This is a genomic window from Chryseobacterium sp. P1-3, from assembly GCF_000738495.1.
Classification (GTDB): Bacteria; Bacteroidota; Bacteroidia; order Flavobacteriales; family Weeksellaceae; genus Chryseobacterium; species Chryseobacterium gallinarum.
Genome location: NZ_JPEQ01000008.1, coordinates 29326 through 52864 on the forward strand (window position 1 = coordinate 29326; position 23539 = coordinate 52864).

Annotated in this window: 13 protein-coding genes and 3 pseudogenes; 7 read left to right on the forward strand and 9 right to left on the reverse strand. The window is 38.2% G+C overall.

Annotated features, from left to right (window positions below; genetic code table 11):
* Positions 1-2: 2 nt before the first annotated feature.
* Positions 3-1102: pseudogene (locus HX13_RS12950) on the reverse strand (Nif3-like dinuclear metal center hexameric protein).
* Between the two features lie 61 nt (positions 1103-1163).
* Here HX13_RS12950 and HX13_RS12955 point away from each other — a divergent pair.
* A complete protein-coding gene (locus HX13_RS12955) occupies positions 1164-1991 on the forward strand; it encodes an ion transporter (RefSeq protein ID WP_050021459.1) in 828 nt (275 codons plus the stop codon).
* 259 nt (positions 1992-2250) lie between these two features.
* Here the strand turns inward: HX13_RS12955 and HX13_RS22540 are convergent, their stop codons facing one another.
* From HX13_RS22540 to dnaE, 5 genes and pseudogenes are all read right to left on the reverse strand, one after another.
* Positions 2251-2544: a T9SS type A sorting domain-containing protein gene (locus HX13_RS22540; RefSeq protein WP_157837443.1), complete on the reverse strand. Its 294-nt coding sequence runs from the start codon at positions 2542-2544 to the stop codon at positions 2251-2253.
* Positions 2525-3832, reverse strand: a complete 1308-nt coding sequence (locus tag HX13_RS12965) for a GEVED domain-containing protein (protein WP_050021461.1) — start codon at positions 3830-3832, stop codon at positions 2525-2527. Before HX13_RS12965 ends, HX13_RS22540 begins: the two co-directional genes overlap by 20 nt.
* A 187-nt stretch (positions 3833-4019) precedes the next feature.
* Positions 4020-5606, reverse strand: a complete 1587-nt coding sequence (locus HX13_RS12970; RefSeq protein ID WP_050021462.1) for a T9SS type A sorting domain-containing protein — start codon at positions 5604-5606, stop codon at positions 4020-4022.
* Positions 5563-7566: a fibronectin type III domain-containing protein gene (locus HX13_RS12975; RefSeq protein ID WP_050021463.1), complete on the reverse strand. Its 2004-nt coding sequence runs from the start codon at positions 7564-7566 to the stop codon at positions 5563-5565. Before HX13_RS12975 ends, HX13_RS12970 begins: the two co-directional genes overlap by 44 nt.
* 320 nt (positions 7567-7886) lie before the next feature.
* Positions 7887-12558 (reverse strand): annotated as a pseudogene (dnaE, locus tag HX13_RS12980) (DNA polymerase III subunit alpha).
* A gap of 267 nt (positions 12559-12825) precedes the next feature.
* On the opposite strand from dnaE, the gene HX13_RS12985 reads away from it, so the two are divergent.
* The 4 genes and pseudogenes from HX13_RS12985 (at position 12826) to HX13_RS24325 (ending at position 18342) form a co-directional block, all read left to right on the forward strand.
* Entirely contained in the window at positions 12826-14952 is a 2127-nt protein-coding gene (locus HX13_RS12985) for a S8 family peptidase (protein ID WP_050021464.1), read from the forward strand.
* Positions 14953-15010: 58 nt separating this feature from the next.
* Positions 15011-17102, forward strand: a pseudogene (locus HX13_RS12990) (thiamine pyrophosphate-dependent enzyme).
* A 207-nt stretch (positions 17103-17309) separates the two neighbouring features.
* Positions 17310-17627 carry a bestrophin family protein gene (locus HX13_RS24320; RefSeq protein ID WP_238555322.1) on the forward strand — a complete coding sequence of 106 codons (318 nt, stop codon included), beginning with the start codon at positions 17310-17312 and terminating at the stop codon, positions 17625-17627.
* A gap of 190 nt (positions 17628-17817) precedes the next feature.
* On the forward strand, positions 17818-18342 hold the full coding sequence (locus HX13_RS24325; RefSeq protein WP_238555340.1) for a bestrophin family ion channel: 525 nt from the start codon (positions 17818-17820) through the stop codon (positions 18340-18342).
* Between the two features lie 53 nt (positions 18343-18395).
* Here the strand turns inward: HX13_RS24325 and HX13_RS13000 are convergent, their stop codons facing one another.
* The gene (locus tag HX13_RS13000) at positions 18396-18854 is read right to left on the reverse strand and encodes an Lrp/AsnC family transcriptional regulator (RefSeq protein WP_050021465.1); all 459 of its coding nucleotides are present in this window, start codon (positions 18852-18854) and stop codon (positions 18396-18398) included.
* A 157-nt stretch (positions 18855-19011) separates the two neighbouring features.
* On the opposite strand from HX13_RS13000, the gene HX13_RS13005 reads away from it, so the two are divergent.
* Positions 19012-20238 carry an aminotransferase class I/II-fold pyridoxal phosphate-dependent enzyme gene (locus tag HX13_RS13005; protein ID WP_050021580.1) on the forward strand — a complete coding sequence of 409 codons (1227 nt, stop codon included), beginning with the start codon at positions 19012-19014 and terminating at the stop codon, positions 20236-20238.
* 90 nt (positions 20239-20328) lie between these two features.
* Here HX13_RS13005 and HX13_RS13010 read toward each other — a convergent pair whose 3' ends face one another.
* Positions 20329-21378: a glycosyltransferase gene (locus HX13_RS13010; RefSeq protein WP_050021466.1), complete on the reverse strand. Its 1050-nt coding sequence runs from the start codon at positions 21376-21378 to the stop codon at positions 20329-20331.
* 130 nt (positions 21379-21508) lie between these two features.
* Positions 21509-22675 carry a class I SAM-dependent RNA methyltransferase gene (locus tag HX13_RS13015; RefSeq protein WP_050021467.1) on the reverse strand — a complete coding sequence of 389 codons (1167 nt, stop codon included), beginning with the start codon at positions 22673-22675 and terminating at the stop codon, positions 21509-21511.
* Positions 22676-22812: 137 nt separating this feature from the next.
* Here HX13_RS13015 and HX13_RS13020 point away from each other — a divergent pair, with 137 nt between their 5' ends.
* Positions 22813-23538, forward strand: a complete 726-nt coding sequence (locus HX13_RS13020) for a class I SAM-dependent DNA methyltransferase (RefSeq protein ID WP_050021468.1) — start codon at positions 22813-22815, stop codon at positions 23536-23538.
* Position 23539 lies beyond the last annotated feature (1 nt).

Consider the following 23539-nt stretch of genomic DNA (forward strand, 5'->3'; position numbering starts at 1 on the left):
ATTTAAATGAAATAATTTACTGGGTTGGTTTTTTCAATAGATTTTGAAATTGCAAATGTACTAAATTTTTGTGATAAAATTTCAAATAATTGTTGGGTTACAAATTGTTCTGATTCATAGTGCCCTATATCACAGATCAGCATTTTAGACTCGGCTAAAAAATAATCGTGATATTTAATATCTCCGGTAAGATAAGCATCACATTTTTTAGAAAGTGCAGCTTTTATTCCACTGGCTCCGGAGCCTCCAAGTACTCCTACTCTTTTAATTTTTTTTATCATTAAAGGAGGAATGTTTAATCACTTCAAGATTAAACTTTTCTTTCACCATTCTTAGGAAGTCTTTTTCTTCCATCGCTTCTTCCAGCTCACCATACATCCCCAATCCCGAATATTGATTTTCATTATCCAGATTATAAACCTGATAGGCCACTTCTTCATAAGGATGAGCTGATTTCATAGCTGCTATGATCCCTCCCTGTTTATAAGCTTCAAAAATCACAGAAATCATATCTTCATCGGCATTTTCACGGACATTTTGCTCTCCTGAGAATGGTTTAGACCCTTCTATAGGCCTGAAAGTACCATTCCCATTCAAAGTAAAGCTGCATTCATCGTAAAAGCCTATATTTCCTGCCCCCGCAGCAAAAAGAGATTCTTTTACCTGCTCAGAATAATCTTTTGGAACAAAAACCGTTAATTTGTTTTAAGTTATTTTTTTTAGGCTGCAGTATCTGCTGGTCTTTTAATCCCAATGCATTACAAATTCCCCGGTTGACTCCAAAAAAGTCATTATCGAAAGCCGTATGAATGGCATAAATGGCAATTTTATTTTCAATAGCTTTTAAAACGGCTCTTTCTACATAATTTTTTCCCGTTAAAGATTTTAACCCTGAAAAAATAATAGGATGAAAACATACGATAAGATTACAATTCTTCTGAATAGCTTCATCCACCACATTTTCCAGCGCATCATGGCAAACCAGGATTCCGCTTACATTGCGGGACGGAATCCCACACAACAGTCCTACATTATCAAAATCTTCCGCCTGTTGTAAAGGAATACGCTGCTCTATTTCTGAAATTACTTCGCTTATTGTCATTTTATTCTGTATGTTTGCTACGAAAATAACGATAATTTGTTAATTTTAAAAAACATTAAAAATGGAAAGAGAGCATCATCTTGTTCCTGAAGATAAGCTATGGCAAAGATACCTTTTTAGGGTCATCTACCGTTCCGATACCAGGCTCGGAAAACTTTTCGACATCATTTTACTGTCTTTAATTCTTATCAGCACCGCTATCATTATGATGGAAAGTGTACCTCAGCTTGATAAAAGATTCCATTACACCTTCCTGATTCTTGAATGGATCATCTCCATTTTTTTCACTGCCGAATACTCTATGCGAATTGCTGTGATAAAGAATAAGAGACATTATATTTTCAGTTTTTTCGGAATTATAGATTTTCTTGCCCTGGTGCCTTTTTATCTTAGTTTTTTCTTTCCTATTACCAAATATTTTCTGATCTTCCGGATGCTGAGAATGCTGAGAATCTTCAGGATTTTCAACTTACTGGATTTTATGAACGATGGTTACCTCATCGTACGGGCATTGAAAAACAGTTCCAGGAAAATTTATATTTTTCTCCTGTTCCTGATTATCTTTTCAGTGATTGTCGGCTCTTTAATGTTTATGGTGGAAGGCGGAAGACCCGGATTTGAAACGATTCCACAATCTATCTATTGGGCGGTGGTTACCGTAACAACTGTGGGATATGGTGATGTATCTCCTATCACTCCTTTAGGAAAGTTTTTTGCAGTAGTATTAATGCTGGCCGGTTATTCCATCATTGCTGTTCCTACCGGAATAGTAACGGCAGAAATGCGAAATAAAAGACAAAACCTGGAAAAGGTATGTGACCGTTGCGGCAATGAAGATATTGATGATGACGCAAGGTACTGTAAACAGTGTGGCAAGAAATTAGCTTAATATCAGATATCGATTAATTATTTACTAAAACACCACAAAATCATGGAACCAAAAAAGAAAAACAAACCGAATAGTTTAGTGATTATTCTTTTTGTATTAATTGTACTGATGATTATCATTTATTTTATTCTAGTAATGTTCTTTCCAACCGTCTTTGACCTTATGAATACAGGAGATGTACAGCCAGTACCGGATAAGTGATATGTAATAAAAAAAATGGGCGAATATTCCGCCCATTTTTTGGATTAAGTCTGTAGTTTTATTTTTTAATGGTTTTAATTACCTGCTTGGAACCATCTTTCATATGGAGTGTAATCAGGTAAATTCCGGCGCTCAAATCTCCTAAATAAAGGACCGGAACAGGCTGTTCAAAACTTTTTACCCGTTTTCCGGAAAGATCCGAAACGGAAACTGATCTGACCTGGTCAACTTTTGTAATATTCAGTATTTCCGTGAATGGATTAGGGTGTACCTTAATATCAGATTTCTTTTTGTTGATTTCGGAAACAGCCAATGAAGATTCTACAGTAAAATTATCTACAAAAAAATTCATAATCTTCATCGTCATCAACAGTTCCGGACGAACCGTAAAAGGCAAATACAGTATTATTTCCTGTATAGGATGAAAGATCATAAGAATAGTTTGTAGAAGTATTAGACGGAGCATTAGCAGCATTCCATGTTTGGAGAACAGTCCAGCTGACTCCACCATTGACAGACACTAAAAACTGTACCGTGTCATCAGATCCCATTCCGGAAGGATTTGCATTGTTATAATCAGTAACACCATAATCGAACGATACTTTGTATCCTCCGGCTGACAAGTTGAAAGGGATGGTTTTCAGCCACCCTATCCTGTTTTCAGAATATACGTTCATTCTTACAGAGCTATTGCCGGCTCCTGAGTTCAGAAAATCTTTTTCATACCAATATTCATCAACTCCCATAGGTCCGGTAGCCGGGGTTCCGTCAGAAGCCTGGGTCCAGCAATCAACCGGATATATTGAGAAATCATTGGTATAAGTTGGAGTTGTGGCCGTACAAGGGGTATAGAATGTAATACCTAAAGACCACATGCTTTTATCTGAAACACTGCACACGGACCGAACCCATACATAATAAAGAGTTGTTGGCGAAAGACTGGGTAACTGAGCTGAGGTAGCCTGGGCATTTACACTTCCGGTAGCTACAGCGGCTGGCAAAGGAGGCGTACCTGATGTCGACAGATAATATTCATATCCTACTCCTATTGTACTTGCAGGAGCTGTCCATGAAATTTCAGCAGCATTTGATGCAAGAGAATTCAAAGTTAAAGCCGATGGTGCAAGACAGCTTGGAGCTGCTCCTATAACCACGGTATAATCGTGTGCTTCCCCATATCCATCTATATTACACGGGACAGGATTTTCATCATATTTGTCTGCTACCCTCATCCGGTATGTTCCGGGAGTTACTGTAAGCGGAATGACAATTGTGCTGTTCGTAATTGAGCCATTGGTATCTTCAACGCTTATGGAAGATGCTACCAATTCGGTGGTTTCATCAAAGGTACCATCGTTATTAAAATCAATCCAGATCCTTACATATTCATTTTCATATCCATGAGTAATAGTGAAAGGATAAGCTACTCCGGCATTAAGGTTAATTGTTTGAGAGGTAAAATCTCCATAAGCGCCAGAGGAGCACCCCGTTCCGAGATGACTAAATCCTATTGAAGGGATTTCGAAATTGTCAATTTGATCTCCCTCATCACATCCATCTGAAAATTCAGGGATGCAATACGTTTGGCCAAAAGTCCAGGCCCCGATGGTTAAGAAACCAGCAAGTAAAAAATTTTTCATATAATATAATATTTGAATTGGTAAAAGCAAGTTACTAAAAATCAATTAAAAACATTAATAATTTCACATTAAAACACAATAAATATTATTATATCAATTTAATCCATGTCTTTATTGTCTAAAAAATGGCCGGAATGAATTCCGGCCATCAGTTTCAGCTTTCGCTGTTAATCAGAAATTAAACACATTATTTTTTTATAGCTTTTATGGTTTGTTTAGATCCATCTTTCATATTCAATACTACCAGGTACATTCCTTGTCTCAGATCTTCCAAATGAAGTGCGGAAGAAGGGTTTTCTATTATTTTTGCCACTCTTCCGGAAGCATCAACAATAGAAACTGATTTTACCTTAGCTGCGTCTGAAATAGAAAGAACATCTGTAAACGGATTAGGATACGCTTTAATTTCATTCTTTTTCTTTTCAACCTCAGCCGTGGCAAGACCGGCACATCCTTGTGTAACAGAGACACTATAATTACCAATTCTGGCAGAAGTGTAACCTGTAAGCAATATATAATATGTAGTTCCTGCAACACCTGTAAATGTTAAGGTCGGAGCATTATTAAGAGTAACTGAACAACCTGAATCAGCATATCCTACTCCGGAAGTATCACTGAAGCAGGTAAGCGAACCGCAAGCACCGGTATACACTCTCAGGTAAGCATCATACTGTGTACCACAAGCATCTACAGTAATAGGCCCGTTCTCTGTAGCAGTTACCGTAAACCAAACACCTTTATAAGTTGCCGTTGTGCTTGAAGCACCGCAAGCTGAAGAAGGCAGAGTATCATCAGTAGCTAATGCATTTACTCCCTGTACTGTTCCGTTACAAGCAATTGCCGTAGCGGTATCGCATGTATCATTAGACACCGCAGAAGGTGTAGTGACAGCAATCTGGAAATTAGATGCTGTAGTTGCTGTACTGGTAGATGAGAATACTCTTACGTAATACGTTTGTCCCACAATAAGGTTTTGCAACAACACATTAGAGTTTCCATAATTACCGTCAAAGCAAGTCATAGCCGTTAAAGCACCACATGTTCCCGAATACACCTGTGTAGTTGTGGCATTATCAGTATATAAAACATGTACCAGGTGAGTGGAAGCTGTTGCTGTAAATGTATACCATACATCATCATTGATACCTGTTGCACTACATGTAGGAGCAGTAACACCAGTACTTTGAGTAGCACTTACCGTAGTACCGTTTACCGGGCTCATAACATTATTACTGCTTACTGTAAGAGAAGTAGCATTAGCACAGTCATCGTTTACAGGTGGCGGTGGCGGTGTGCCGATACAGATATTAAAGTTATTAGCATATAATGAAGTACCATTGGTATTTGAGTTATAAACCCTCACATAATATATTTGTCCCGGAGTAAGTCCTGTAAGTGATGTATTGACTGTTGTACCACATTTAACACTTGTCAGGGTTCCGCATACCCCACTGAACACTTGAGTATATAAGCTTGTAGATGAAGAGCTTCCTGCACTTACTACTCCTGAAAGCATAACAACATGATTGGCACTTGTTGCAGTAAATTTATACCAGACATCATCGTCTGCCGTACCGGTACAAGGGCTTACTGCCAGACCGGAATCCGTTGCTCCTAAAGTAGTTCCTGATGTTGGTGAAGCACAGGTTAAAGTTTGGCTAACCTGTAAATCCACAGCACCTGAACAATCGTCATTGGCAGGAGCTGCCGGAATCGTTCCTATACAAATATCAAATGTATTTGCATAAAAAATTAGCTCCTGAGTTCGCTTCATAATTATAAACTCTCACATAGTAAGTCTGTCCCGGAGTAAGACCACTTAAAAGAGTAAGGTTGGTATTTGAGCTGATACATTTGGTGCTTACCAAAGCCCCGCAAGCTCCGCTGAATACCTGTGAATATAATGAAGTAGAAGATGATGTTCCTGCAGAAACAATATTTTTCAATTGTAAGGTATGGGTGGCAGCTGTCGCAGTAAATTTATACCAAACATCATCATCTGCCGTTCCTGAACATGTACCAAGAGCAACACCCGAACTGGTAGCTCCTACTGTGGTTCCGGACGTTACATTTCCGCAGTTCGTGTCCGGGTTTACTGTAACGGTTACAGCATTTGCACAATCATCGTTTACTGGCGGCGGCGGAGGTGTGCTTACACAAATATTGAAACTTGCATTGCCAGTAATCGAAGATGAATAAGTGTACACTCTTACATAATACGTTTCGCCAGGAGTAAGGCCGCTCACAATGTTCATTTCAGGATCAGAGCATAAAACACTTGTTAAAGTTCCGCAACTTCCGGACAGTACCTGGAAATACATGTCAGTAACCCCACTGGTGCTTCCTGTAGAAACAATATTGGATAAGGCAATGATATGACTGGCTGAAGTTGCTACAAACTTATACCACACATCATCATTTGGATTTCCGCTACAAGTTCCGGCTGCCATAGATTCTGTTGACCCCAGTGTGTTACCCGGAGTGCTGGCCGTACAGGCAAATGATGGATTCACTGTTAAACTTACAGCACCGGAACAGTCATCGTTTGCCGGAGCTGCTACCGTAGTGGTAAAGTTCCTTTCTGTACAACCTGTCGATACAACACTTCCGTTGTATGCTGTTATGGTATAATAATATTGTGTTGTAGGACTTAGCTGTTGTGCAGCAGTAAGTGTATATGTAGTAACATTCCCTACATCGAAATTGTTGAGAATATTGTATGATCCCGGAGCAGTTCCGATATTCAACCTATAGCCCAATGCCCCACTGGAAGCAGACCATGAAAAGGTAGTTTTAACAGGAAGGCCTATCTGGGCAGTGGTAGGTGCACTCACGGCCGGGCAGCTCAATGTGCTTGCTGTTGTGAAGGATCTTTCGGCACATGCCGTGGAAGCACCTGCAGCATTCACAGCATACACGGTATAATAATACTGGGTGTTAAAGCTAAGCGAAGTGGTTAAAGTATAAGAAGTGGCAACTCCTACGTCCTGCATATTTAAAATATTTGATGCACCGGGTGTGGTCCCTATACTAATTTTATAGGAGGAAGCATAATTCACGGCACCCCAGGTAATTGTAGGTAATACAGAAACATTGGTTGCAGCTGCCGCCGGAGCAGATACGACAGGACAGCCAGGTGCCACCGCAGGCGTAAGTCCTAATAAAGTCATTACAGATTTTGTCGCAGTTCTTGCCCCTGTAGTTGGAGTTGCAGGATCAGGATTTGTTGCATCACTTCTCAGATAAAGTGATGTATTGGAAGTTCCCGAATACGTATAAAACCTGTTCGCTGTTCCGGTATAATCTGCGGTATTCTCATCAATTGCAATCAGAAGGTTATCTGTATTATTATAAGCAAAAGGTGAGCTGAAGTTTACAGTTACTTCTCCTCCTGCCGCACTTATCGTTCCGGCAAAAACCTGAGTCAAACCTGATACGGGAACCCAATCGGAATTACTTGAAAAAGAAGTTTTAGTAGTATGCCCTACATACACTACCCAATCAACTGATTTGGAAATATCAGCATTATTGGGAAGGTAGAATTTTAAACCGGTAATATTACCTGCAGCAACGGCATTAATATCATTTTTGGTTACAATCTGCTGGGTGTAGTTATATCCAAAGTTGACATCTATCGGAACATACCCAGTCTGGGTTGTTCCACTCCCCAGGGTTACCTGGGCATTTGTAATGAAAGCTATTAAAAATAGACATAATAGTAATAATCTCTTCATAAAATAATAAGTTAAAATTAGAAATATAAATGTAAATAAATTTCAACTTAAACCAAAAAATTATTAAAAATTAACAAACTAAAAACAATAAAATAAAACATATTATTAATTAAAATTAAACAAATATTTAATTTTAATAATTTATCATCAATTGATGAGTTTTTGTAAGATATTAAATTTCAGATAGTTAAGAAATTGAAATAAAAAATCAAATAAAAGCCGTTTGCCTATTTAACATAAAATAATAGTTGAAAAAATTCAGAAATTATAACAAAAAAAAGTGGCAAAAGCCACTTTTCCAGATATTTATATTTCATTTTTTAATTCAAATAAAACTCGTATTTATTTAATAATTGAATTTCTTTAATCAAATCTCCATTCAAATCTACCGAATGCTTCATCGACTGAACTTCGATATGGGAATCATCATCAATATTTTTAATAAAGAATTTTAATTTCTGATTTCCTTTATTCCGTTCCAGAACCGTCCTGAAAAATTCAAGGTCTTCCGGCCTTACATCCATTACATCCATCACCAGAGAAATACTTTTAGCAAATCTTTCAAAGGCTTCCTGGAGTTCTATTACGTCAACTACATTCACAAAAACCCTTCCGTCCTTCACCTGAGCAAATTTTATTTTAAAAATCACAAACCGTTGAACTTCCAGCTTTTCTTTCAATCTCATATAATCCCTGTCACCCAATCTGAAAGAATAAGATCCCGAATAATCTTCTAACGTAACAAAAGCCACTTTTTCACCGCTTCTAAAGCCATCCTGAACTCTATATTCGGTAATCAAGCCTGCAACAGTATATTCTTTACCGCCGCCTCCGTTTTCTCTTTCCTTTTGAAGTGTTTTCCAATCTTTCTTTTTTTCTTCAAACAATTCTTCCTGCTTATTGGAAAAAGCCTGTTCTTTATAAGCATCCACCTCATCAAGATTTAAAAACAGGAAGTTTCCTTTAGGCTCAGCTTTTTTAACAACTTCTTCTATTACCTCTTCCTCTCCCGCTGATAATTCATCGGAGACAATTTCGGAAAGATCAATTGTTTCATCTTGTACGTCCTGCTCTAAAACCGGAGCCTCATCAGTAATTGCTTTTTCTTCTTTATCCTTTTCAAGAACCGCCTTTTTAGAAAGCTGTCCCTGTATAAATTGAAACTGGTATTTAAACTCATCCAACGGGTGTGCGGAAAGGTAGAAACCGATAATTTCTTTTTCTTTATTAAGCTTGTGCATATTCGGCCATTCAGGGCAAGGGGCTAATTTCGGCTGTTCAATCTGTACTTCTTCGGCAAAGTCAGCAAACAGCGAATTTTCCATTTCATTTTTACTCTCCTGGAAGCTTTGTCCGTATCTGATCAATCTTTCAAGGTTTGTTTTTCCGCTCATATCGATATCAAAATACTGACCTCTATGGAAGGAACCTAATTCATCAAAAGCACCTGCCAGCACTAAACTTTCCGCTACTCTTTTATTCATTTGGGAAGGCAGAATCCTTTCAAAGAAATCATAGATATTTTTAAATCTTCCATTTTCCCTTTCTCTGGTAATGGCCTCACTTGGCCCTTCACCAATACCTTTTATAGCTCCCAGGCCAAAGCGGATCTGTCCTTTTTCGTTTACCGAAAATTTATATTGGGATTCATTTACATCCGGACCTAAAACATCCACTCCCATACTTTTACAGTCTTCCATGAACATAGTGATTGAATCCGTATTGTTAATGTTATTACTCATTACACTCGCCATATATTCTGCAGGATAATTGGCCTTCAGGAAAGCCGTCTGGTAAGCGATAAATGCATAACAAGTGGAGTGGGATTTATTAAAGGCATATTCTGCAAAGGCCTTCCAGTCGTTCCAGATTTTCTCCAGCCTTTCTTCGTTCAGGTTGTTCTTACGTCCTCCTTCAATAAATTTCGGGTACATTTTGTTAAGAACATCAATCTGCTTTTTACCCATAGCTTTTCTCAGGGTATCTGCCTCACCTTTTGTAAAATTCGCCAGCTTTTGAGACAGAAGCATTACCTGCTCCTGATATACGGTAATTCCGTAGGTTTCTTTTAAATACTCTTCGGTTTCAGGCAGGTCATAGACAATTTCTTCAATTCCATGCTTCCTGTTGATAAAGTTCGGGATGTATTTAATCGGACCGGGACGATACAATGCGTTCATGGCAATAAGATCGGCAAAAACCGTTGGTTTAAGCTCCCTCATATACTTCTGCATCCCGGGGCTTTCATATTGGAAAATCCCTATTGTTCTTCCTTCTTTAAACAGCTGGTAAGTCTTAGCATCATCCAATGGAATAAGATCCGGATCAATATCAATCCCATATCTTGCTTTCACCAGTTTCAAAGCGTCTTTGATAATCGTTAAGGTCCTCAGACCAAGAAAGTCCATTTTCAGAAGACCTGCACTTTCCGCCACCGAGTTATCAAATTGAGAAACCAGAATATCAGCATCTTTAGCAGCAATGGTTACCGGAACCAGATTACTCACATCTTCCGGGGTAATGATTACACCACAGGCATGAATTCCGGTATTCCTGATACAACCTTCCATTTTTTTCGCACTTGCAAGCACATCATGACGGGCATCACCAGGACTATCCAGAACATATCTCATTTCATCAACAAGCATCTGTTCCTCCGGTTTCAGTTTATCATATTTTGCCAAAGCTTTGGCGATATTCATTCCTGGTGTGGAAGGAATAAGCTTTGCAATATTATTGGTATCAGGGATTGGGACATCAAGCACCCTCCCTGCATCTTTAATAGCAGATTTACCTCCGAGAACAGAGTATGTTATAATCTGTGCTACCTGATTCTGGCCATATTTATCAATTACCCATTTGATAATTTTATCCCTTCCTTCATCATCAAAGTCAATATCAATATCAGGCATAGAAATCCTTTCAGGATTCAGGAATCTCTCAAAAAGGAGATCGTATTTAATAGGATCCACATTGGTAATCCCGATACAGTAAGCGACTGCAGATCCCGCGGCAGATCCCTCTTCCCGGACCTACCCAAACTCCCATTTTACGGGCTTCATTACAAAAATCCTGTACAATAAGGAAATATCCCGGATATCCGGTATTAGCAATTACTTCCAATTCAAAGTCAAGTCGCTCCTTAATTTCTTCCGTGATTCCCGTATCCACATACCTTCGTTTTGCTCCTTCATAAGTCAAATGGGTAAGGTATGCCATTTCCCCTCTTTTTCCACCGTCTACCTCATCTTCTGCATGGATAAACTCTTCAGGAATATCAAATTTAGGAAGCAGTACATCCCTTTTTAACGTATAAGGCTTAAACTTTGCAAAAAATTCGTCATAGGCTTCAAATGCATCAGGATATGCCAGGAATGCTTCTTTAATCTCATCGGAATTTTTGATATAATACTCTCCTGTAGCAAGCCCCCTTCTTTTACCAAAACCTTTACCAACAGGAGTTGAAAGCTTTTCTCCGTCTTTGATACAACTTACAATATCCTGAATATTGGAGTCGTCTTTATTGGTATAGAATGTTTCATTCTGAGCTAAAAATTTTAAACGTCATATTTATCTGCAAAATATAGCAACACCTCATTCAGGTGTTCTTCTTCCGGCAGTTTGTGATTCTGAAGCTGTACATAGAAATCATCACCAAAGGTATCTTTCCACCATTTGAAAAGCTCTTCTCCTTTCTGCTCACCGGTATTCAAAATAGCATCCGGAATATCTCCGTGAATCCCTGAAGTCAAAGCAATGACCCCTTCTTTATACTGTGCTATCAGCTCACGGCTCACCCTGGGAACACCAAAATAAAATCCTTTCAGGAAACCAATGCTCGAAAGCTTTGCTAAATTTTTATATCCGTTAAAATCCTTAGCTAAAAGCACCACCTGTGTCCTTCTGTCGGGGTCATCTTTGGTAAATTGCTTCTGCTCATAACGGTCTGAAATGTAAAACTCACATCCCACAACAGGGATCAAGGGCTCTGAAACAGGCTCTGTTTCATTAAATTCTATACCATTCTCTTCTGCTTCCTGCTTTTTCGCTAAATATTCTTTATGCTTCTTTGCTCTGTCACCATTGGCCGCTTCTACTGCAGACACAAACTTAAAGGCGCCCATCATATTTCCCAGGTCCACCATTCCAACAGCCGGAAAATTCTCTTCTGTAGCTTTCCTGATCAGGTCATTAATGCTTGAAGTCGCCGTTAATGTTGAGAAAACACTATGGTTATCAAAATTGAAGTATTTACCAAGATCAATTTCATCAATACTTCCGAAATCCTGCTGTTTTTTCTTATTATGAAAATCGGCAACCTGTCTGCGGATAACAATATTGAAAGGTTTAATCGGATCCGGGTAAAGGCTTTTGAAATAACTCAGCTGATCTTCCGATATTTTCAGGACATCAGCCGGAACCACTCCAATTCTGACCATTTCGAAAAACGCTCTTGCTGTTGCATTTACGTCAGCTGCTGCGTTATGGGCCTCATCAAATTTATTTCCGTATAATTTTTCGTAAAGTTCCTCCAGTTTCGGGGGTTTAAATCTCCCTCCCCTTCCTCCGCCTAACTGGCAGAAGTCGGTTCCTAAGATCATAGTATCCGCTCTGGGCTTTTCCTGTAAATTGTCTTTTAAATTCTTTCTGTAGAATTCCGCCCCTACAATATTGTAATCAAACTCCACATTATGTCCTGAGACTACTCTGATCTTCTCAAGAGCCCTGGAAAATTCTTCCAATACTTCCTGGAGATCTCTACCTTCTTCATGGGCAATCTTCGTAGTAATCCCGTGAATCCTGGCGGCATTAAAGGGAATATCATACCCTTCAGGTTTTATTATATAATCCTGGTTTTCAACTAAATTCCCATCATCATCATGAATCTGCCATGCTATCTGGACCATTCTTGGCCAGTTATCCGAATCCGAAAGCGGTGCATTGAAATTTTTTTGGTAAACCGGTTGTTTCTGTGTCAAAAATTAAATACATATAATTTTCTAACTTTTTATAGAAAGAGAATGTAAAGTTACTTCATTTTTTCTAAATATTACTTTATAGAAGCAATACAAACAATCAATAAAATTCCAAAAAAACAAAATATATGGAATTTAAAATTTAAATCTATATCAAGTGATAAATTATCGAATCTATATTTAAATAAGTAAATGAAAATAAAATATCCATCAAAATAATCAATAAATTAAATATTTTATATAAATTTGGATCATTACATTTTTTTATATTTTACTAACAACAATGAAGAAACATTTACTTTTGATCAGCACATTAGCCATTACGTTGATAAGTGCACAAAACAATGAGGCATTAAAAAGAGAGTTTGAAAGACAAAACAAAGAGAACAACGAAAGGTTTGACTCTTATGTTGCCAGGAGATATGGCAGTGACAGAAGCCCTGAAACACAAAAGCTAATACAGGAAATGAGAGCTAATCTTGCAGGTTTCAGCGGGGATGTTCCCAATTTTTATCAGACTGATGATCAAAATCAAATCTTCAACAATAACGTAGATGCCATAACAACCGCAGGAGGGATCACTGGACTTGCAACGGCATTTAAAGGAGAGGGAATCAAATATACTGTATTCGACGGTGGAAGGATATATGCTCCTCACATAGCTTTTAGCAACGCTCCCAACAGAATTACGAATATGGAGACAGACACCAATGCATACAGCAGCCATTCTACCGGTGTAGCCAGTATTCTTGGCGCTATGGACTCTCCGTTACAAACCAGAGACCAGAATGGAAATATTACGGGGTCAGGAAATGCAAAAGGTATTGCCCTTAATTCAACAATGGATTCTTACAGATTCGCCCAGACGACTTTACCTTCAGGCTTAACTACAGACATCTTTGGCAAAATCCTGATTGCACAGCCTAAAATTTCCAACCATTCGTATGGTGTAAATCCAGGGTGGACATACGGAACCACATCCAGCGGATATCCTTACAACGCATGGTATTGGAATGGCAATTATATTTCAGGAAATAATTATGACCTCATGGGAACTTATTATACTACTGATAAACAATATGATGCCATTGTATACAATAATCCTACTTATACCATTGTAAAATCAGCAGGTAATTACTTCGCCTATGGTCCGGGTTATAATGGCACAACGAGTAACGCTTATTATTTTACGTCAACCGGTGTTTCGCCTTATCCCGCCGGTGCTGCTCCTGCAGCGAATTGCTCACAGGGATATGATTGTATCGGCTATGGTTCTTTAGCAAAAAATATTATTGTTGTAGGGGCTACCAATGTAATCTCTTCCAACAATAACCGATATACCACATCAACCGATGTTGTAAAAGCAAGCTACAGCAACGCAGGGCCAAGAGACGACGGAGGTATCAAACCTGATATTTCCGCTCCCGGCACCAACATCTGGATGGCTTCTACAGCAGAGGACACCACAGGAAGCACAACCTGGCAAATCAATAGCGGAACATCAATGGCTGCTCCCCAGGTTGCAGGGATCATAGGCCTTTGGATGCAGATTTATAAATCATTATTCAATAATGCAGAGTTAAATGCAGCAGCCTCCAAAACGCTAATGGTACATTCCGCTCTTGAAGCCGGAAACATTGGCCCTGATCCTTGGTACGGATGGGGATTCATCAACGCCAAAAAAGGCGCTGAGCTGCTTGTAGGAAAATCCAACAATACAGTTATATTCAATAATGAGACCTTAAACAACGGTACAGTTAACACTAAAACAATTAAAGCTTCAGGAAGTGAACCTCTGAAAGTAACTTTATCATGGATTGATCCTGAGTTTACCGTCAGCAACCAATGGTCAGAATTATATAACAACAGAAATTCCAGACTGATTAACGATTTAGATGTAAGAATCATTAATACGACCACCAATACAACGTATTTCCCATGGAAACTGGATGCCAACAGTCCGATGACTCCGGCCACAAAAGGCGACAATATTGTAGACAATGTTGAACAGGTAGTCATAGATAACCCTACACCAGGCACTGTTTATCGCATTGAAGTTTCCCATAAGGCAACTTTAAAAAACAACGCTGTTCCGGCTGTGACTGCGCCACAAGATTATTCTATATTAATAACAGGCTTCAATGAAGTGCTGGGAACCCAGGAAACCGGATTCGGAGCACTAAATGAAATTGCAATCGCACCTAGCATTACAAAAGATATTACCCATATATTGAAAGCTCCCAAGAAGTCCACTTTCAGCATTTATGATCTTTCCGGCAAAAAACTGCAAAGCGGCACCATCAATAATGATAAAGAACCGATAGATTTATCTTCTTATACAAAAGGAATCTATATCATTGAAATAAAAACAAATAAAGAAGTTATTTCTAAAAAAGTGATTAAAGAATAACCTTTAAATACACGGATTTTCTACAAAATACTAACAGTTGTTAGTATTTTGTTTTTTTATGTATATTTGCTTCCTATGGAAAATACACTTCACGAAAAAAGTTTCTCAGGATATTTTGCTGAAAGCATACAATCATATGATGCTGGCTAAAGCAATGGCTGATATTTATGAAGAAAATAGAAATATCTGTAAATACGTTCATAGTACATCAAGAGGTCATGAAGCTATCCAATTGGCAACCGCATATCAATTGAAAAAAGAAGACTGGGTTTCTCCTTATTACAGAGATGAAAGTATTCTTTTAGGAATAGGTTTCGAGCCTTACCAACTCATGCTTCAGCTATTAGCCAAAGCCGAAGATCCTTTTTCGGGAGGAAGGTCTTACTATTCTCACCCTTCAAGCAGGGATGAAAATAAACCAAAGATTATTCATCAAAGTTCCGCTACAGGAATGCAGACTATCCCGACCACGGGAGTGGCACAGGGAATAAAATATATCCAGGAATTCAATCTTCAGAATTTTGAAAATAACCCGGTGGTGGTATGTAGCCTTGGGGATAATTCCGTAACGGAAGGGGAAGTAAGTGAAGCGTTACAATTTGCGGCATTGCATCAGCTCCCTATTATATTTCTGGTTCAGGATAACGAATGGGGAATTTCCGTTACCAAGGAAGAAGCCAGAACCTGCGACGCTTATGATTTTGTAGCAGGATTCACAGGATTAAGCAGAATGAGAGTGGACGGAACTGATTTCATAGAAAGCTTTGAAGCTATGAAAAAAGCTGTGGATTTTGTAAGAAATGAAAGAAAACCATTAGTAGTTTGCGCTAAAACGGTACTGATCGGCCACCATACTTCCGGAGTAAGAAGGGAATTCTATAGAGATGAAGAAGATTTAACCAGACACAGGGCAAAGGATCCGGGGGAAATCCTCAGAAAACAATTGCTGGAAGCCGGCATTGATGAAGATTTGTTAAAACAGATCACCAAAAAAGCACGTCTTGAGGCGGAAGAAGCTTTTGAACGAGCTAAAAAAGCAGAGGATCCAAAACCTGAAACAGTCATGCAGCACGTGTTCGCTCCTACTCCAATCACAGAAGAGACCGGAACCCGCGAACCTGCCAACGGAGAAAAGATCGTTATGGTGGATGCAGCCATTCATGCTATACAGGAACTGATGTGGAAGCACCCTGAAGCCTTACTTTACGGACAGGATGTAGGGGAAAGAATCGGAGGTGTTTTCCGTGAAACAGTAACATTAGGGAAAAAATTCGGAAACAAAAGAGTTTTCAACACTGCTATCCAGGAAGCCTATATCATTGGTTCTACAGCCGGAATGAGTGCCGTGGGGCTAAAACCTATCGTTGAAGTTCAGTTTGCAGATTATATTTATCCCGGAATCAATCAGCTGATCACGGAAATTTCGAAGTCCAGCTACTTAAGCGGCGGAAAGTTCCCGGTTAGCAATATTATCCGTGTTCCTATCGGAGCCTACGGCGGGGGCGGCCCTTATCACAGCGGAAGCGTAGAAAGTATTTTAGCCAACATCAAAGGAATTAAAATTGCTTATCCAAGTAATGCCGCTGATTTTAAAGGATTACTAAAAGCGGCTTATTATGATCCCAACCCGGTTATCATGCTGGAACATAAAGGGCTTTACTGGAGTAAAAGTTCCGGGCACTGAAGATGCAAAAACCATAGAACCCGCAGAAGACTATATTCTTCCGTTTGGAAAAGGAAAAGTAATCATCGAAGCCGGCAAGGATGAGATCGAAAAAGGAAGGACTTTGCTCGTAGTAACTTATGGAATGGGAGTTTATTGGGCTAAAGAAGCGGCTAAACAATTCCAGGGAAGAGTTGAAGTAATCGATTTAAGGACTCTGATTCCACTGGATGAGGAACTTGTTTTTGAAAGAGTAAAAGCACATGGAAAATGTATTGTTCTGACAGAAGAACAGCTCAACAACTCTTTTGCAGAAGCATTCGCCCACCGTATTTCTAAAAATTGTTTCAGATATCTGGATGCCCCTGTTGAAGCAATGGGGTCTTTAGATGTACCTGCAGTTCCTATTAATCTCGTACTGGAAAAAGAAATGCTGCCTAATGCGGAGAAGCTTTTTAAAAAGATAGAAGAAATGCTGAAATATTAATTCTCAATAAATTTTAAACCTCTGAAAATTTTCAGAGGTTTTTTTTGTGCATTTTTTTCACTATTTTTATTTAAGATTACAGACTCAAAAGCAGACTCTTACAATGCAGGAAAAGTTTAATAATTATCCAGCAGAAGTTGCCGGAAAGCAAACCGTAATACAGTTTGGTACTTATTTTGTCTGTACACGCAAAACACATCCATCTTTATGATCACAACCAAATATGTCAATTATAAGCAGGTTCTCAATCTATCCGGTGTACATCTTATTTTAATTTCTATCTGGTGTACCCTGATTGCCGTTCTATTTTATTTTTTCAACTGGCATTGGATGACCATCCCATGGGTTCCCGTAGCCCTGATAGGTACAGCAGAAGCATTTTTGGTCGGTTTTAAAAATAACCAGGCTTATGACAGGCTTTGGGAAGCCAGAAAAATATGGGGTGGAATTGTGAATTCCAGCCGTTCATTTGCTTCAATGGTGTATGCTTTTGACACTAAAAATGAAGAAATAGGCGTTTTTTGACCTTGAAGACCGCAAAAAAAAGATTGTCAACCGTCATATTGCATGGCTATATACTTTCCGCGAGCAGCTGCTGATCCCTGCGGAATGGGAACACATCAGCAATACCCAAACGAAGTTCGGAAATATCAACCTGAGAAGAAACAGATTAATCAAAGCGGGATTTCCTGATTACGGAAGAGCTCCTATTTTCCTGCATAAATACCTTTCCGAAGAAGAATATGAGCTTAAAAATCACTATAAAAACTTTGCCACCTACCTGATTTCCCAACAGGCAAAAGATATCAATGAACTGAAAAACATGAATGCCATCACAGATTTCAATCAGACACAGCTTCAAAACAGCCTGAATGAATTTTACGGCTTCCAGGGACAGGCAGAAAGAATCAAAAAATTCCCTTCTCCAAGACAGTTTGCCAGTACTGCTTTTGTTTTTAATATTTTGTTTATTACCCTGCTTCCTCTAGGATTAGTGAATGAGTTTGCCAAATTAGGAGACTGGGGAATCTGGACTTCCATCCCTTTCTGTATCATTATCGGATGGATCTACATCATCATGGAGCTGGTGGGGGATTATTCTGAGAATCCCTTTGCAGGACTTATGTTTGATGTTCCAATGCTTTCCATCTGCAGAACTATTGAAATAGATCTGCTTCAGATGGGTGGAGAAACCGATCTTCCTGATCCTATTTCCTCTAAAAACGGTGTATTGGTGTAATATTCAGGCAGACAACATGTGATGTCACTGTCCCGGAATCACTTTAAATTCAATTATAAAGTAATTGCAGTTGTATTTTTTACTTCAGAAATCATAAATGAACTCTGGGTACTTGCAATATGCTGAAGTGTAGTAAGCTTGCTTAACATAAAACTGCGGTAGTCTTCAATATCTTTTACTCCTATTTTTAAAATATAATCATAATCTCCGCTCACATGAAAGCATTCGGTAACTTCCTGGAGATTCATGACTTCTTTTTCAAACTGCAATACAAATTCTTTTTTATGTTGCGTCAGTTTAACATGACATAAAACCATAAAGTTTTTCCTGACCTTTTGCCTGTCTAACAATGCCACGTACTTTGAAATAATGCCTGCATTTTCCAGCTTTTTTATCCTCTCATAAACAGCAGTAACAGATAAACCCAGTTTTCCGGACAGTTCTTTGGTGGTTTGTTTGCAATCTTCCTGCAAAAAAAGAAGCAGTTTTTTATCAATTTCATCAAGTTCCATAGATAAATTTTTGGTGAATTCTTAATATTTTCGAAGATACCAAATATATTTTCTATATAAACAATATTTTACAGTTTTATATTCTAAATATTCAAATTTACATTGTAATAATTATGAAAATAATGCAAATTAGGCAGATAAAATAAAAACAATGTTTATGGAAAAATTTAATTCAGCCAACGAGATCCAGGACCTTCAGTACTTTGGTGAATTCGGGGGAGTAAATCCTTCTATTTCTGACAGCTCTACCTATACATTTCTTTCTGCCAAGACGATGTTCGATACTTTTGAAGGAAATGCAGAAGGATGTTATTTATATTCCAGACATTCATCTCCCATGAATCTTTATCTGGCCCAGGCTCTTGCCAAAATGGAAAATACGGAATCTGCCAATGTTACAGCATCAGGAATGGGGGCTATTACTTCTGTTTTAATGCAGCTTTGTAAAAGTGGAGATCATATTATTTCAAGCAGGACTATTTATGGTGGAACGTATGCTTTTCTTAAAAACTTTCTGCCCCAGTTCAATGTAGCCACTACTTTTGTTGACATTAACAACTTTGAGGTTATAGAAAATGCAATTACTCCTCATACAAAAGTTATCTATTGTGAAAGTGTAAGCAATCCGCTCCTTGAAGTGGCAGACCTCAGAAAGCTTTCAGAAATTTGTAAAAAACATGATTTGAAATTAGTGGTTGACAATACTTTTTCACCACTTTCTATCTCTCCTCAGCTATTCGGAGCAGATATTGTTATCCACAGTTTAACGAAATTCATTAACGGAAGCAGTGATACGGTGGGTGGAGTATACTGCGGTACACAGGCATTTATTGATGATACCAAAAATGTAAATTCCGGAGCATGCATGCTTCTAGGGCCTACTATGGACAGCCTGAGATCATCAAGTATTCTTAAAAATCTCAGAACACTGCATATCAGGATAAAACAGCATAGCCACAATGCCTTATATCTTGCTGAAAAATTTGAAAAAGATGGCTTAAAAGTATCCTATCCCGGATTACCTTCTCACAAGAATCATGAGCTAATGAAAAGCATGATTGATGAAGAATACGGATATGGAGGGCTACTGACCCTGGATGCCGGAACAACCGAAAAAGCCAATGAGCTGATGGAGCTGATGCAGGAAGCCAATCTCGGTTATCTGGCCGTAAGTCTCGGTTTTTATAAAACATTATTCTCATGCTCAGGAAAATCCACTTCCTCTGAAATCCCTGAAGATGAGCGTGCCGCTATAGGAATTTCTGACGGATTAATCAGATTCTCCATCGGTCTGGATCATGATATCAAAAGAACCTACCATAAAATGAAAGAATGTATGCTGAAAGTAGGTGTCCTCAACCATGAAAACATTTCTATATCTTAAATTTATTGTACAAGTAAGGCTGCCTCTAATATGAGCAGCCTTTTTGTTTTATTGCAATCCCGAACTGATATTTATATTGGAGTTTGAACACTAATCCGTGCAATCAGTAAAATAAGCAGGGATATGGTACTCTATTATTTTTTTATAGTAATGATGAGGGAAAGCCTCTTCAGGTTTCATTCTGAAAACATTTAAAAGGATCCACGACTTTAAAAACCCGTAACCATAGGAAAACATCTGGATATAGGTAGAAATTACCGCCATCCCGGCAATGCTTATATTTTTAGTCAGTAACATTGCATGAAAAAATACCAGAAAGGTGTAAAGCCCGTAAAAAGCAAGGATAATTCCCCTGTGCAATAGAAAGTATTCAAAAAAGCCCATAATATATCCTAACATAAACAATGTAGGAAAAGCAAATGATATTTTTACATAGTTGGGATGTCTCTGGTTAAGAATAGGCCGTGCGCACCCAAACTGATACACCTGTCTGGAGAATTTTCCAAAATCTACCCTACGCTTATGATAGACTGCAATGTCATCAAAAAAAGCTGTTGTAAAGCCATTTTCCCAAAGCGTCATAGATAAATCCGGATCCTCTCCTATCCGCATTTCGGAAAAACCACCCACTTTTTCGAAAACTGCCTTTTTCACTCCCATATTGAAACTTCTGGGTTGAAACTTTGAAACAGCTTTCTTGCTTCCTCTGATGCCACCTGTTGTAAAAACCGATGTCATAGAATAGGAGATGGCTTTCTGCATCAGATTAAAGCCTTTATGAGCCTTATCAGCACCTCCGAATGCATCGCATGGAATCGTTAAAATGTCATTTTTAATATTTTCAATATAGTCTTTCTCAACAATTACATCACTGTCTACAAAAATCAGCCATTCATTAGCTGCTCTTGCTGCCCCGTAATTCCTTGTTAATCCCGGCCCTGAATTATCTTTTCTGAAATACTGAATATCTAGGATTCCTTCAAAATGATGAATGGTAGGCTTCAGATCAATCAGGGAACCATCATCTACGATAATAATTTCAAACTCTTTATCAGTCTGTTGGGTAAGGGAAGTCAGCAACTCGAAAAGTTCATCTTTTCGGTTGTAAATAGCAACAATAATGGAAATACTAGGCTTCAAATTGAAAATTTTTCAAAATTACTTATTCGCAGAAGAACCCGCAAACAGTTTAACAGCTTCTTATAGAAATTAACTTTTAAATAAAGATCCTGTACGCAGTCTCAAAGTAATCACAGAAGAACTGAAATGCTTAAGATTTATCTTCCAATTTGTGTATTTTCTTCGTTCCTTCATACATTTCATATTGCAGAAATCTTGTTTCCAGTTTCCCGTTGAAAAGCTTGATTTTTCTTGAAGGACGTAAACCGATCTTTTTCACAGCTTCCAGATCAGACGAAATCAACCATGCCAGTGTATTGGGATAATTTGTTTTAAAAGTATCTCCGATTTTTTTGTAGAAGTCATCATCATTGATGGCAATTCTCTCATCATATGGAGGGTTGAATACCATTAATAACGGGAAAAGTTCTTTTTTGGAATCAAAGAAATTCTGCTTTTTGATTTCAATGACATCCTCCATTTCTGCAGCTTCTACATTCATTCTGGCAGCATTCAGCATCCGTGCATCAATATCATACCCTACAATCTTTCCTTCAAATTGCCGTACCCTGTTGATTCTAAACTCTTTAATTTTTGAGAATAATTCCGCGTCATAGTTTTTCCAGTTCTGAAATCCGAATCTCTTTCTGAAAATCTGGGCCGGAAGATCCATAGCGATCATTGCTGCTTCAATCAGTAATGTTCCCGAACCGCACATCGGATCAAGGAAATTACCTTTCCCATCCCAGCCTGCAAGCTGCAGCATTCCACTTGCCAGAACTTCGTTAATCGGTGCCTCCCCTTGTTCTCTTCTATACCCTCTCTTAAATAAAGGGTCTCCCGAAGAATCCAAAGAAATCATAACCAACTCCCTGTCTATATGAAGATGGAATTTCATATCCGGATTTCTCGTTTCAACATTAGGACGTCTTTTATACTTTTCCTGAAAATAATCCACAATGGCATCCTTCATTTTCAAAGTTACAAACTGTGAATGCTTGAAAGTTTCAGAATTCACAGTAGCATCAATGGAAAAAGACTGGTCCACATCCATAAATTCATCCCATTCAAACCTGAATAACCTGTCGTAAAACTGATGCTGATTAAACGCCTTAAATTCATGAATAGGCACCAATATTTTCAAGGCTGTCCTTGCAGAATAATTGATCTTATAAAGAAAACCAAGATCCCCTTCACAATTCACCGCCCTGTTTTTGATCTCTACCTTTCTTCCGCCTAGTTTTTTAATTTCTTCCGCAAGAATCTGCTCCAGGCCGAAGAATGTTTTGATCTGTATTTGTAGATTTTCTGTGTCCATAAATGATAATTAAAAGATTTAAAATAGTAATAATTAAAAGATTAGCTATTCAACGCATTGACCAATTGAATTTTTCAATCTCTTAATGTTGTAAAATACTTTGCTTTTAACCGCACAAATTTAGTTATTTTTGCATTATGGAATGGTTTGAATCTTGGTTTGATACCCCTTATTATCATCTTTTATATAGCAACAGAGACTATACTGAAGCCGAAAACTTCATCACAAAGCTTACTGCAGAGCTTCAGCTTCCGCCTCAGTCTAAAATCATAGATCTAGCCTGTGGTAAAGGGAGACACTCTGTTTTTCTTAACAAATTAGGCTACGATGTGCTTGGATTAGACCTTTCAAGACACAGTATTGAGTCTGATAAACAATTTGAAAATCAGACCCTGATTTTTGAAGTTCATGATATGAGAAACCCGATTGATGCAGATCCCATGGATGCTGTTTTCAATTTATTTACAAGTTTCGGATATTTTGACAGCGAAGATGATGATAAAAAAGTTTTTCAATCCGTTTATAATGTCTTAAAACCCGGCGGGTATTTTGTACTGGATTATCTGAATGAAGAATATGTGAGAAAGACATTGGTTCCTGAAACGGTAATCACCCGTGGGAATATTGACTTTAAGATTTTGAAAAAAATTGAAGGGAGGCATGTTATCAAAGATATTCGCTTTGAAGCAGACGGCAAACCTTTTCATTTCTTTGAAAGAGTAAAACTCCACACGCTGGAAGAAATCCATGCATATGCTTCTGAATATGGTTTTGAAAGAATAAAAATATGGGGAGATTATCAGCTGAATGAATTTAATAAGGAAAACTCTCCACGGTGTATCAATTTATTTAAGAAAAAATAAT

Excerpts from the sequence above, each read along its gene's own strand:
- HX13_RS12970 (WP_050021462.1), bottom strand. The coding sequence starts at position 5,606 with ATGAAGCGAACTCAGGAGCTAATTTTTTATGCAAATACATTTGATATT.
- HX13_RS22540 (WP_157837443.1), bottom strand. The coding sequence starts at position 2,544 with ATGAATTTTTTTGTAGATAATTTTACTGTAGAATCTTCATTGGCTGTT.
- HX13_RS13005 (WP_050021580.1), top strand. The coding sequence starts at position 19,012 with ATGGAAAAATTTAATTCAGCCAACGAGATCCAGGACCTTCAGTACTTT.
- HX13_RS12965 (WP_050021461.1), bottom strand. The coding sequence starts at position 3,832 with ATGAAAAATTTTTTACTTGCTGGTTTCTTAACCATCGGGGCCTGGACT.
- HX13_RS12955 (WP_050021459.1), top strand. The coding sequence starts at position 1,164 with ATGGAAAGAGAGCATCATCTTGTTCCTGAAGATAAGCTATGGCAAAGA.
- HX13_RS12985 (WP_050021464.1), top strand. The coding sequence starts at position 12,826 with ATGAAGAAACATTTACTTTTGATCAGCACATTAGCCATTACGTTGATA.
- HX13_RS13015 (WP_050021467.1), bottom strand. The coding sequence starts at position 22,675 with ATGGACACAGAAAATCTACAAATACAGATCAAAACATTCTTCGGCCTG.
- HX13_RS13020 (WP_050021468.1), top strand. The coding sequence starts at position 22,813 with ATGGAATGGTTTGAATCTTGGTTTGATACCCCTTATTATCATCTTTTA.
- HX13_RS13000 (WP_050021465.1), bottom strand. The coding sequence starts at position 18,854 with ATGGAACTTGATGAAATTGATAAAAAACTGCTTCTTTTTTTGCAGGAA.
- HX13_RS12975 (WP_050021463.1), bottom strand. The coding sequence starts at position 7,566 with ATGAAGAGATTATTACTATTATGTCTATTTTTAATAGCTTTCATTACA.
- HX13_RS24320 (WP_238555322.1), top strand. The coding sequence starts at position 17,310 with ATGATCACAACCAAATATGTCAATTATAAGCAGGTTCTCAATCTATCC.